The organism is Halobacillus hunanensis, assembly GCF_900166655.1.
GTDB lineage: Bacteria > Bacillota > Bacilli > Bacillales > Halobacillaceae > Halobacillus_A > Halobacillus_A hunanensis.
Genome location: NZ_FVZB01000006.1, coordinates 848,674 through 861,685 on the forward strand (window position 1 = coordinate 848,674; position 13,012 = coordinate 861,685).

Sequence of the window (13,012 nt, forward strand, 5' to 3'; positions counted from 1 at the left end):
CATTAAAATAAATACACTAAACTATTCGACCAATTGATGAGATCCAAGAAGAAGTTACTAACCGATGTAGCAATTGCAATCGTGATCAGTATCATTAAGACTCTGATTTCGAAGATACGTCCTTTTCTAAAAAACGCATCTAGATTTACTGCCTGCAGGACCTTCCAGGTGATGATAATGAAGATAATATGAGAGGTCATGCTGAGGAGTGCATCTTGTAGTAGAAATTGATCCATTCGTCGAACACCTCACTGACGGATCTACCGATTTTGCACACATATTAAACAATTACATGAGATAGATAGTTTGTCAATAAGTTAGTGTTTATTCGTCATGATCCCTGTGAACATTGTGTGAACACCTATAGAAAGGCAGCCCAATCGACGAGGTTCGAACTCTTACATCATCATAGACGAGTGTCGCAGCAAGATCTGTCAAAATGATAATTACCTCAGACAGAAGAAAGTATTTCCCGGGGAATAATGACAAAAAAGATGATTAATTTCCTCCTAGATCATGCTTACAAAAGTCGAAATCAACCGCAGCCACTGATAATCTCTATTCTTGTCGGAGATGAGTTTTTCACAATAAAAAACTGCTTTCGTAATGAAAGCAGTTCTTTAGAAGTTATTGTCGTGCACATCTAAACGGTTGATGGCTCGCTTGAGTGACAGTTCAGCTCTTCTCATATCAATATCGGATTGTTTGTCAGCCATCCGCTGCTCTGCGCGCTCTTTGGCTTTGCGGGCACGATCGATATCGATGTCGGAAGGTCTCTCAGCAGATTGTGCCAGAATCGTTACTTTATCCGGACGGACTTCAAGGAATCCGCCGCTTACAGCAATTCGATCTGATTGTCCATTCCCCTTGAGACGAACAGCGCTGATGGTTAAGGGAGCGACCATTGGAATGTGGCCAGGCATAATACCAAGCTCCCCGCTTTCCGCCTTACAGCTAACCATGTCATATGCGTCTTCTAGTATCGGGCCATCAGGAGTGACAACACTCACCGTTAGTGTTTTCATAGCTATTCCTCCTTAGGCAGATCATAAGTGCCCGGGCTTCAGGCGCAGGTCACGATACCTCAGCGCCTGAATGACACTTTAAAATGATATGCTTATTGCATTTGTTTAGCTTTTTCGACGACTTCTTCAATGCGACCGACTAGACGGAAGGCATCTTCAGGAATATCATCATGCTTGCCATCAAGAATCTCTCTAAATCCTTTTACCGTTTCAGCTACAGGGACATATGAACCCTTCTGTCCTGTAAACTGCTCGGCAACGTGGAAGTTTTGAGACAGGAAGAATTGTACACGGCGTGCACGTGACACTGTTAGTTTATCTTCATCTGATAGCTCATCCATACCAAGGATTGCAATAATATCTTGTAATTCTTTATAACGCTGCAGCGTTTGCTGAACTTCACGAGCTACTTCGTAATGATCGTGTCCTACAACTTCAGGATCAAGAGCACGTGAAGTAGAAGCTAATGGATCCACGGCTGGGTAAATACCTTGTTCAGAAAGTTTACGCTCAAGGTTCGTTGTAGCATCAAGGTGGGCGAACGTTGTCGCTGGCGCTGGGTCTGTGTAGTCATCGGCAGGCACGTAAATAGCCTGAATGGATGTTACAGAACCTTTGTCCGTTGATGTGATTCGTTCTTGCAGCTGACCCATCTCTGTTGCCAGCGTCGGCTGGTAACCAACGGCTGATGGCATACGGCCAAGCAAGGCTGATACTTCAAGTCCGCCTTGAGTGAAACGGAAAATGTTGTCGATGAAGAACAATACATCCTGTCCTTGCTCATCACGGAAGTATTCGGCCATTGTCAGACCTGTCAGGGCAACACGCATACGAGCTCCAGGCGGTTCGTTCATTTGACCGAACACCATGGCTGTTTTGGCAATTACACCTGAATCTTTCATTTCGTAGTACAAGTCGTTTCCTTCACGTGTACGCTCACCAACACCCGCGAATACAGAAATACCGCCGTGCTCTTGGGCAATGTTGTTAATAAGCTCCTGGATTAATACGGTTTTACCAACTCCGGCACCACCAAACAAACCGATTTTACCACCTTTTACATAAGGGGCAAGCAAGTCTACAACTTTAATTCCTGTTTCAAGAATTTCCGTTTCGGTTGCCAGATTTTCAAAGGTTGGAGCCTGACGGTGAATCGGATCACGGCGAACATCGCTTGGAAGCGGTTCGTCGAGGTCAATTTTTTCACCTAATACGCTGAATACGCGTCCTAGGGTCACATCCCCTACAGGAACAGCGATCGGACCGCCTGTATCAGTAACGGGTGTTCCACGCTGCACACCTTCTGTGGAAGACATGGCAACAGTACGTACAGTGTTGTCCCCCAAGTGAAGGGCAACTTCTAGTGTAAGGTCGACGTTTTCTGATTCTACGATAACGGCGTTGTTAATTTCAGGAAGTTGACCTTCGCCAAACGTTACGTCAACTACGGGTCCCATAATTTGGGTTACGCGTCCTTTACTCATCGATTTCCCTCCTAACTTACTATTCAAAAAATCCACAGATCCCTATTCGAGGGCGGCAGCACCGCCGACAATTTCAGTGATCTCCTGGGTAATGGCTGCTTGACGGGCACGGTTGTAAGAAAGTGAAAGGTCGCCAATAAGATCATCGGCATTGTCCGTTGCACTTTTCATTGCTGTCATTCGGGCAGCATGTTCACTCGCTTTTCCGTCTAACAATGCACCATAAATTAAGCTTTCGGCATATTGAGGCAGCAGAACTTCCAGAATCTCTTCCTGGCTCGGCTCATACTCATAGGAGCTTGATGCCGCTGCTTTGCCCTGCTCACCTAAATTTGTCAATGGCAGTACTTTTTTCTCTGTAACTTCTTGAGTAATCGCACTGACATAATGGTTGTAATACATATATAACTGATCAATTTTACCATCTGTATAAAGCTGGACCGTTTCTGATGTGATCGTGCTAATATCAGCAAAATCAGGCTGATCAGATATTCCGGTCACTTCTTTATCGATCGGCATATTACGATTTCGGAAAAAGTCACGACCGACACGGCCAAGTGTAATCAAGGTATATTCATCAGTAGAACTGTGATTCTGTTTGATCTCCTGGTATACTCTGCGCAGAACACTACTGTTGTAGGCTCCAGCTAAGCCTCGGTCTGAAGTGATAACTACATATCCTGTTCGCTTCACTTCGCGTGATTCAAGCATAGGATGCTTTACTGTGCCTCCGCCAGCTGCAATGCCTGTTACGACTTCCTGAATCTTTTCACTATAAGGAACGAAAGATCGCGCATTTTGTTCGGCACGGTTAAGCTTGGAAGCAGAAACCATCTCCATTGCTTTCGTAATTTGTTTTGTTTTCTTCGTTGAATTAATTCGACCTTTAATATCTCTAAGGGATGCCACGTTGTTTCACCACCCTTTCTAGTGTCAAGCTGTAACAGCTCTCCGGGTACTTTCAAGTTATCCCTTTGCTGCAGCTAACTTGTGGTGCTGCATGGAGGCTTGTAAGCTTATCTAGTTACGATTCTATTAATTAGAAACGACGAAAGTCTTTTTAAATTCCTGAACGGCTCCATTCATGTCATCCTCATCAGCCAGCTTTCCTGTTTGGCGGATTTCTTGAAGCAGTTCTTTACGGTTGTTATCTAACCAAGTGTGGAATTCAGACTCGAAGCGAGTAATATCCTCAACAGGAATCTCGTCTAAATGCCCTCTTGTCAGAGCAAAAATGATCATAACTTGTTTTTCAACAGCTAGCGGCTGGTGAAGTCCTTGTTTCAGTACTTCTACTGTACGGGCACCACGGTTAAGCTTAGCTTGTGTTGATTTATCAAGGTCAGAACCGAACTGAGCAAAGGCCTCCAGCTCACGGAAGGACGCTAAGTCAAGACGAAGTGTACCGGCTACCTTCTTCATGGCTTTGATCTGGGCAGAACCACCTACACGAGATACAGAAAGTCCGGCGTTGATGGCTGGACGTACACCTGAGAAGAATAGGTCGGACTGCAAGAAGATCTGACCGTCAGTAATTGAGATTACGTTTGTTGGAATATAAGCTGAGATATCGCCGGCTTGTGTTTCAACGAATGGCAGTGCTGTTAGAGAACCGCCGCCTTTCGCATCACTCAGTTTAGCGGCACGCTCAAGCAGACGGGAGTGTAGGTAGAATACATCCCCTGGGAATGCTTCACGGCCCGGCGGACGACGTAGCAGCAAGGAAAGCTCACGGTAAGCGGCTGCCTGCTTAGAAAGGTCATCATAAACGACAAGAACGTTCTTACCGTTGTACATGAATTCTTCACCAAGTGTTACCCCTGCATATGGCGCTAAGTATAATAGCGGTGCAGGCTGGGACGCACTTGCTGTAACAACGATCGTGTAATCAAGCGCTCCGTGACGGCGCAGTGTTTCAACTGTACCACGGACGGTTGATTCTTTCTGTCCGATCGCTACATAAATACAGATCATGTCCTGGTCATGTTGGTTCAGGATCGTGTCAACCGCAACAGATGTTTTACCTGTTTGACGGTCCCCGATAATTAACTCACGCTGACCACGGCCGATCGGAACAAGCGCATCAATCGCCTTAATTCCTGTTTGAAGCGGCTCATCAACTGATTTACGATCCATTACTCCTGGTGCAGGAGATTCAATCGGACGTGTGGAAGTTGTTTCAATCGGGCCACGGCCATCGACTGGCTGCCCAAGCGGGTTTACGACGCGTCCAAGCATTTCTTCCCCAACTGGAACTTCCATGATACGTCCCGTACGACGAACTTCATCGCCTTCTTTAATATCTGTAAATGGTCCTAGAATGACAAGACCAACATTACTTTCTTCCAAGTTCTGTGCCAATCCCATGACACCATTAGAAAATTCAACGAGTTCTCCGGCCATGACGTTATCAAGACCATGAGCACGCGCGATACCGTCACCTACTTCGATAACTGTACCTACGTCGTTAACTTCAATATCTGATTCGTAGTTTTCAATTTGCTGCTTAATCAGCGCACTGATTTCTTCAGCTTTGATGCTCATGCCATTTCACCCCTATCATCTTTTATACTTTCGAAACTAGCTCACGTTCCATACGACTTAGTTTTCCTCTGACCGATCCGTCAAAAATACGGTTGCCGACACGAAGGCGAATACCGCCGAGCAGAGAAGTTTCTACTACATTCGTAAGGTTTAATGAGCGCTTGTCGACTTTTGGTGCAAATGTCTTAGAGATTCGCTTGATTTCACGCTCTGAAAGTGGACGCACAGAATAAACGGTTGCGTCTGCGATCCCATTTGCTTCATTCATTTGTAAAATGAAGTGATCGACCACTGGGAGGATGACCTCTTCTCTATGCCTGTCGATGAGCAGCATAAGAGTATGAAGGATCTCCTTCGATACATCCTTAAAGGAATCATTGATCAACTTTTTCTTCTGATCAACTGTCACACGCGGGTGCTTCAAAAATGTAACGATATTTCTATTGCTGCGAAAAACTTCTTTGATCGCACGTAATTCTGTATCAAATGTCTCTAGCTTTGATCGTTCTGAACCGAGTTGAAAAAGAGCGGTGGCATAACGCTTAGCAACGATCGTTTCACTCATCGCTCTTCTCCTGCCTCGTCAATGTATTGATTGATAAGTGCTTCTTGATCTTTTTCAGATAGTTCTTTTTCAATCACTTTCGATGCGATCATAACAGACATGGAAGCCACTTGATCTTTAAGTGTTTGAACAGCTTTATCACGCTCTTGCTCAATTTCCTGGCGAGCAGAAATCTTGAGGCGGTCTGCTTCCTTACGAGCAGATTCGATAATATCGCGTTCTTGTGCTCCAGCTGTCTTACGTGCATCTTCAATTATACTTTGCGCGTCTTCACGCGTTTTTTTCAACTCTTCAGAAGCTTGTCGCTGCATTTCGATCGCTTCCTGGTGGTTCTTTTCAGCAGAATCTATTTCATTTGAAATATAATCTTCACGTTCTTTCATCATGTTCATGAACGGTCCCCAGGCAAATTTTCCTAATAGCGCAAGCAGCACTAGGAAAAGAATCAGCTGAACGAGCATATCACCAACGTTCAGGCCACTGGCACCTAGGACGAATAATCCTGTAAAAGTTTGCACATTGCTCACTCCTTTCAAGCACGAATCCGTAATGGGCTATACATGACAAAAACCAGGGCTTAAAGATATTTAAGTCCAAGTTTTCATTTCGGTAATAATGGGTATATACATTTTGGCTGGTGTAAAGGAAAGGCGAAGTCTGTCTTACGGTACTTCGCCATCACTCTATGAACGTTACCTAGTTATTGTCCCATTACGATAAATGCAATAACAACACCGATGATTGGAAGTGCCTCAACTAGTGCAACACCAATGAACATAGTTGTTTGAAGAACGCTGCGCAATTCTGGCTGGCGAGCAATCCCCTCTACTGTTCTACCTACGATTAAACCGTTACCAATACCTGCACCTACTGCTGCAAGACCTACTGCAATTGCCGCTGCAATCAGACCCATGTTAAATTCCTCCTTATATATTTTAATAGATATTTTTTATTAATGGTCAGAACTCACCTTGTGAGACATATAAACCATTGTCAACATTGTGAAAATAAATGCCTGGATAAAGCCTATAAATGTACTGAACGCTTGCCATGCAAGCAATGGTAAGAATCCACCTAGGAATCCTAAGATACTTGTAGACGCTATTCCTGCTAGAAGTCCAAGTAAAATCTCCCCTGCGTAAATGTTTCCATACAGTCGAAGACCCAGCGTCAATGTATTCGCAAACTCCTCAATAATCTTGAAAGGCAATAAGAACGGAAGCGGACGGGTAAAGTCTTTTCCATATTCTTTAGTTCCCTTGAGCTTCACACCATAATAGTGAGTGAGTACCACTACCATAACAGCTAATGTCATTGTGATCCCTGGGTCAGATGTTGGTGATTTCCACCACAGAGTATGATGCGGTGCCCACATGGTCACAACCCCTAACATATTGGAAACGAAGATGTATGTGAAGAGAGTTAATCCTAGTGGAAGGAACATTCTCCCTACTTGCCAATCCATGTTAGAACCTATAATGCCTTTAATAAAATCGATAAGCCACTCCATGAAGTTCTGAAACCCTTTTGGTCTGCGTTGTAAACCTCGTGTCGCTGCTACACATACAATGAACACTATTGTGGAAGCTATGACCATCATCAGAACGTTTGATAAGTTGAAGTCCAGCCATGAGATTCCAAAAGCGTCATTCCACATCGGTGCTTCGTGATTCAATCTGTTCACCTCTCTTCCATCATGCTATTCTGTTGACTTGTTAAACAGGTAATCTATAAAAATGACAAAGTAGGCTGTCATTAAGCCCAATACTACCGAAACTAAATGGAAATGTTCTTCAAATTGAAGGACGATGACTGCGGCTAAAGCGCCGGTAGCCAATCGCGTTAATGTGCCAATGCCTCTGGATGGCTTTTCACCTTTTGCAGATGTCTCACCAAGCTTGGTAATTTTCTTCTGCATGAGCCAGAGGTTGAAGAAACTAAGAATGCTTCCTAATAGAAGCCCGAGGAAAACTGGTTGCCAAGGTGTAAACCCCCACCCTAGAACAAGTAAAGCTAGAAGGTAGAACATCCATTTTCGCTGACGGGTTATCATGTGTTGAAATTCCAAAATGCATCGTCTCCCGTGTACACTTGTACTAAAATGAATCGTTCGTATGTACCTGTACTCTAGCCATTGGCAGTGCGAACTAGATATAGTGGTACAGTGGAAGATTGTTCCCCGAACCTTTCCACGAACCACCAGCGATCTGGTCCCAGCTAGCCAGGGAAAGCAGTAACATGGTCACCCCATGAATCTGCCCTATGTGAAAGGATTCATTGCGACAATTTCCGCCGTAAACATATGGCGAAAAATTCAATGATCCCATGGATGAAAACCTTATCATTCCACACTATGTAAGAATACAATAGGGGTTATATGATGTCAATGAGTTTGGGGGCAAAAGAACAATTGTGTGACACGATTTGATCACATTTTTGTCACAATTTGAACAACCCTTTATCCCACATAAAAAAACACCCTTTTCACAGGTGTTTTTTTGTGCACATTATCCTCCCCAACCTAACCCAGTTATAAATACCCTTTTATTACCACCTCAGGTCATCCAGAATCTGGATGACCTGAGGTGGTAAATAATAGTAAATACATTCCTTACTCTTTGTTTTCCAGGTAGATGGGGAAGGGATAGCTATAGGTTTGTTTGTCTTTTGTAACTGTAACGACTGCGATATATGGTCCGGCCAGGGCTCCTTTCAAACCGCGATCGATCTCACCTTCGACCATGCCTGCTTCCGTTTCCTCTCGTGTAAATAATGTACCTTGGTGCAGCATCGTGCCCGCACGGTACAAATCAACCGTGATTTGATCGACAGTTTCCGTCAAGTAGAAACGATAGGACAAATCCCCTTGTGTCTGCCAGTCTTTGTACAACTCAAAACCCGACACCTTCTCATAATCCGCCCGCTCCATCATAAATAAATAAGGCAGTTGATACGTTTGACTGTTACTCTTCACCGTAATGTATCCCTGATGTACGCCTTTCCCTACGAAAGCTTTCGATACACTGATCTCGATGGGGATTTCTGCCTTTTCATCAGGCGCCAACTGGATCGTTTCCGGCATTGTCCACGTTACCCCTGTTGGACTGTCGGGCAGGGGAACAGAAATCGTTTGAGTCTTGTCCCCTTTATTGTGCACCGTAATCATCGCTTTTTCCCGAAAGAACGAATCTTCTATCCGTCCAAAGTAAAGGCCCCCTGGTTCAATCCACAAGTCGGGCTGGATAGCAGCTTCGGTATCAATAACCCCCGTCCCTTGTGCGGTGGGCGGGTACAGCTGACCGGACTGCTTTGTCAACAAGTCAGCCGTCGTCATCATCGAACGCTTGATCTGTGCAGGGCTCCAATCCGGATGAGCTTCAATCATCAGGGCTGCAACCCCAGCAACGTGCGGAGCGGCCATACTCGTCCCTTGCAGCGGTTGGTAACCACCTGGTACTGTACTGATAATATTGACACCAGGAGCAAGAATGTCAGGTTTGACAACCCAGTTCGTCGTCACCGGCCCTCGTGAGCTGAATGGAGCTATTCCACGGTCGACCTCTACCTTGGTCGTCTCAAGCCACTGGTCCCCCTTTACACCGTGCTCCATCAACCACTTTCCATCTTTTCCGGACACAGCTGCGACCGGAATCGGAACCTCACCTGTTAAAGCCCCCTGAAACATCCCCGGCTGATTATTGTAAATGATCACCCCAACAGCGCCCTGCTCATATGCCATCTGCGCCATTTCCGTAAACGGCACGACTCCACGCTCCATCAAGACAATTTTTCCAGTCGCCTGGGGTACAATCGTTTCGCCAGAGCCCCCGTCGATTAACGGATATTTTTTTGAAAAATTCCAGGGTACAGATCCCTGCATCAATTGGACGCCAACCTTTCGATCGAGTCCCGGCAAAGTGAGGACAGGCCGCGTCGTCGGAAGCGAGGACGCTCCAACTGTAATCGCCTTTGAAGACGTACCCGGTGACCCTACCGTCCATGTATCAGGGCCAGCGTTCCCCGCTGCAACCACAACAGTTGTCCCCAGTTCCACAGCCTTATTGACCGCTTTCGTCGTCGGCCAGTCCGGCCCATTTACCGTGTTTCCAAGCGAAAGGTTAATTACGTCCATTCCGTCCTCTACCGCCTGTTCAATGGCAGCGATCACCTGTACCGATGACCCTGTCCCGCCAGGACCAAGCGCACGATACGCATAAAGCTCTGCTTCTGGCGCAACACCTTTCATATCTCCATTAGCTGCAATGATCCCGGCAACGTGGGTTCCGTGCATCGTCGCCCCAAAGCCTCCCATTGTTTCCATGGGATCCTGATCAAAGTCGACAACATCAAATCCCCCCCGGTAGCTTGCGGTTAAATCCGGGTGGGTGTAATCGATCCCTGTATCAATGACGCCGACTTTCACCCCTTCTCCCGTGTAGGAAGTCTCCTCTCTGACCACCTCCGTCGTTAAAAGCGGCTTATCCTTCTTCGCCAATGATTCAATCTTTCCATTATTTACGGCACTGTATGTCCGTACTGGGTACTGATTAACAATGGAATCAAGGCGAGCGAGCTTCTCAAGTTCTTCTGCTTCTCCCTTGATGGCCACTCCTTGAAAAATAGTGTTATACGTTGCAACAACTTCAAGGAGCGGAAGCCTCGACTGTATCTGACTCGCAAATGCTTTCGGTGATTCTTCTAGTTCAACTATAATGGTGGTTTCCTCTGACGGTTCAGGCTGTTCAAACAAGGCAGGTTGTGTAGGCTGCTGACCTGGCTGACTGAATCCAGCCATCACAAGTACCGTGAGGAATACGAGTGCAGAAAACTTACGCATGCAGAAGCTCCTTTTTCCATAGTTTGTGATGAATGGAAGCGGCTATGCATGCAGTTATTTTTTCACTATTGGTTTTCTGTCCGATTGGATGCCTCATTCAAAAGATTCTACCCTAACTCTTCCTTGTTCGGCCCAAAACCCAACCGATTCGGCCTTTGACAGCCGGAGTTCTCCCCTTGAAAGCTGAAGTTCGCCCTTTAACAGCTCGGATTCTGACCAAACGCCATCCAACCCGCCCATAATAAAAAAGGATCAAGCCCGGCGAACAGACTTGATCCCTCTAGTTTATTGTGTTTCAAATCGAGCAGGTTTATCTTCACGCTGCTTGAAAAAGTAGCGGATCGCTTCAGCAATCCGGGCGGACGCTTGTCCATCCCCATACGGATTGGAAGCTTGCGCCATCGCTTCATGCTTAGCCGGATCAGACAGAAGTTCGTTGGCCAAGTTAAAAATGTGATCCTCATCTGTACCCGCGAGCTTCAGTGTCCCCGCTTCAATGCCTTCCGGACGCTCCGTTGTGTCACGCAGGACGAGCACAGGCACACCAAGTGATGGAGCTTCCTCCTGCACCCCGCCGGAATCAGTCAGAATCAGATGGGCTCTAGAAGCGAAGTTGTGAAAATCGATCACATCAAGCGGCTTGATCAGCTTAATGCGCTCATCATTGCCTAAAATGTGATCAGCGGTTTCCTGCACCGCCGGGTTGAGGTGCACAGGATAGACCACTTGCACATCGTCATGAGTTTCCACTAAACGCTTAATCGCGCGGAACATTTGCTCCATATTGCTGCCAAGGTTTTCACGGCGATGGGCCGTCATCAGGACGAGCCGTTTGTCACCTAGCTGATCAAGCACCTCGTGTGTGTACTCATGATCGACCGTCGTATTCAACGCATCAATAGCCGTATTCCCCGTCACAAAAATATGATCTTCCGGCTTGTTCTCAGCCAGCAGATTGTCCCGGGATTTATCCGTTGGAGCAAAATGAAGATCTGCCATGACTCCGGTCAGCTGGCGGTTCATCTCTTCCGGAAATGGTGAATATTTATTCCACGTCCTCAAGCCTGCTTCCACATGCCCGACCGGAATTTGATTGTAATAAGCGGCAAGCGAGGCAGCAAACGTTGTCGTCGTATCACCATGCACAAGCACAACATCTGGTTCCGTTTTCTTCATCACGTCGTCAAGCCCCTCGAGTGCTCTTGCTGTGACTTGCGTCAGCGTTTGACGATCCTTCATAATATTTAAATCGTAATCGGGTTCAATGCTGAAAATGCTCAAAACTTGGTCAAGCATCTGTCTGTGCTGAGCTGTCACCGTGACGATGGGCTCAAATTGCTCTGACCTTTTTTTTAATTCTAAAACGAGCGGCGCCATTTTGATCGCTTCTGGGCGCGTTCCGAAAATCGTCATCACTTTAATGCGTTTGGACATCGAGGAGCCTCCTTACTTCGTGCCGAACAGGCGGTCGCCGGCGTCTCCGAGGCCTGGTTCGATGTAGCCTTTTTCATTTAACCGTTCGTCCATAGCCGCAAGGTAAATATCAACATCAGGATGTGCTTCCTGTACAGCTTCTACGCCTTCAGGAGCGGCTACAAGACACATGAGACGGATTTGACGGGCGCCGCGTTTCTTGAGTGACTGAATCGCTTCATTGGCTGAGCCCCCTGTAGCCAGCATCGGATCGATAACAATCAATTCACGTTCTTCGATATCACTTGGAAGTTTGACATAGTATTCCACGGGCTGCAGTGTTTCCGGATCGCGGTAAAGACCAACGTGTCCCACTTTCGCAGCTGGAATCAGTTTAATAATTCCATCAACCATGCCAAGACCGGCACGCAGGATCGGTACTAGACCAATTTTCTTGCCTGTCAGCACTTGAGCCTTAGAGTTTTGGACTACCGGTGTATCGATTTCCACTTCCTCAAGCGGCAAATCACGAGTGATTTCAAATGCCATCAGCGCGGCGACTTCGTCTACTAATTGGCGGAAATCCTTCGTTCCTGTCTCATTTTTTCTTATGTACGTCAACTTGTGTTGAATTAATGGATGATCCAATACGTATACATTTCCCATTGCCTGTCACTCCTTCTCATAGTTTACATCTGTTAAATTGTACTGAAAAAATATCGAACAAGCAAGCAACGAAAAGCGGAGGTGCCCTGAATCACTAAATGAAATTCGGTTAAGAACGGCACGTCCTGTGCCAACACCGAACTGACCCGCGTCCTGCGGGCCCAAGCAGAGCGGCGCAGTGAAGTGGTTTTTCTTCACGGAGGCGAACTGCTTATGTCTCGAGTGTCTGGGCACCAGAGCTAGACATTCGAAAAGTGGAGAGGGGCGGTCAGACCTGACACGCATAAGCAAAATGGCATAGTGAAGCGTTCTTAGAAGTTCGGTTAAGAACGGCAATAGAGGAAGTTCGACTAAAACCGGATAAAGCGGAAGTTCGACTAAAAACGGCCTTCAAGGAAGTTCGGTTAAGATCGGCACGTCCTGTGCCAACACCGAACGACCCTACATCGTGTAGGGCCTGTGCCAACGTCGAACTACC

At 46.4% G+C, this 13,012-nt stretch carries 13 protein-coding genes; all 13 read right to left on the reverse strand.

What is annotated here, in order from left to right; all coding sequences use genetic code 11:
* Positions 1 to 2: 2 nt before the first annotated feature.
* Entirely contained in the window at positions 3 to 236 is a 234-nt protein-coding gene (locus tag B5354_RS09795) for a DUF1146 family protein (protein ID WP_079528263.1), read from the reverse strand.
* 384 nt (positions 237 to 620) lie between these two features.
* Positions 621 to 1,025: a F0F1 ATP synthase subunit epsilon gene (locus tag B5354_RS09800; protein WP_079528265.1), complete on the reverse strand. Its 405-nt coding sequence runs from the start codon at positions 1,023 to 1,025 to the stop codon at positions 621 to 623.
* 92 nt (positions 1,026 to 1,117) lie between these two features.
* Complete coding sequence (atpD, locus tag B5354_RS09805; RefSeq protein ID WP_079528267.1) at positions 1,118 to 2,509, reverse strand: F0F1 ATP synthase subunit beta; 1,392 nt, start codon at positions 2,507 to 2,509, stop codon at positions 1,118 to 1,120.
* A gap of 42 nt (positions 2,510 to 2,551) precedes the next feature.
* Entirely contained in the window at positions 2,552 to 3,418 is an 867-nt protein-coding gene (atpG, locus tag B5354_RS09810; RefSeq protein WP_079528269.1) for an ATP synthase F1 subunit gamma, read from the reverse strand.
* Positions 3,419 to 3,544: 126 nt separating this feature from the next.
* Positions 3,545 to 5,053, reverse strand: coding sequence for a F0F1 ATP synthase subunit alpha (atpA, locus tag B5354_RS09815; protein ID WP_079528271.1), 1,509 nt, complete (start codon positions 5,051 to 5,053; stop codon positions 3,545 to 3,547).
* A gap of 22 nt (positions 5,054 to 5,075) precedes the next feature.
* Positions 5,076 to 5,618, reverse strand: coding sequence for a F0F1 ATP synthase subunit delta (locus B5354_RS09820; protein WP_079528273.1), 543 nt, complete (start codon positions 5,616 to 5,618; stop codon positions 5,076 to 5,078).
* Positions 5,615 to 6,079: a F0F1 ATP synthase subunit B gene (atpF, locus tag B5354_RS09825; protein WP_079529135.1), complete on the reverse strand. Its 465-nt coding sequence runs from the start codon at positions 6,077 to 6,079 to the stop codon at positions 5,615 to 5,617. Before atpF ends, B5354_RS09820 begins: the two co-directional genes overlap by 4 nt.
* Positions 6,080 to 6,318: 239 nt before the next feature.
* Positions 6,319 to 6,531, reverse strand: a complete 213-nt coding sequence (gene atpE / locus B5354_RS09830; RefSeq protein ID WP_079528275.1) for a F0F1 ATP synthase subunit C — start codon at positions 6,529 to 6,531, stop codon at positions 6,319 to 6,321.
* Positions 6,532 to 6,570: 39 nt separating this feature from the next.
* Entirely contained in the window at positions 6,571 to 7,293 is a 723-nt protein-coding gene (gene atpB, locus B5354_RS09835) for a F0F1 ATP synthase subunit A (protein WP_079528277.1), read from the reverse strand.
* Positions 7,294 to 7,317: 24 nt separating this feature from the next.
* On the reverse strand, positions 7,318 to 7,689 hold the full coding sequence (locus tag B5354_RS09840; protein ID WP_176142484.1) for an ATP synthase subunit I: 372 nt from the start codon (positions 7,687 to 7,689) through the stop codon (positions 7,318 to 7,320).
* Positions 7,690 to 8,229: 540 nt separating this feature from the next.
* Entirely contained in the window at positions 8,230 to 10,455 is a 2,226-nt protein-coding gene (locus B5354_RS09845; protein ID WP_281252729.1) for a S8 family serine peptidase, read from the reverse strand.
* Between the two features lie 285 nt (positions 10,456 to 10,740).
* Positions 10,741 to 11,889: a non-hydrolyzing UDP-N-acetylglucosamine 2-epimerase gene (wecB, locus tag B5354_RS09850; RefSeq protein WP_079528279.1), complete on the reverse strand. Its 1,149-nt coding sequence runs from the start codon at positions 11,887 to 11,889 to the stop codon at positions 10,741 to 10,743.
* A gap of 12 nt (positions 11,890 to 11,901) precedes the next feature.
* On the reverse strand, positions 11,902 to 12,534 hold the full coding sequence (gene upp, locus B5354_RS09855; protein ID WP_079528280.1) for a uracil phosphoribosyltransferase: 633 nt from the start codon (positions 12,532 to 12,534) through the stop codon (positions 11,902 to 11,904).
* Between the last annotated feature and the right edge of the window lie 478 nt (positions 12,535 to 13,012).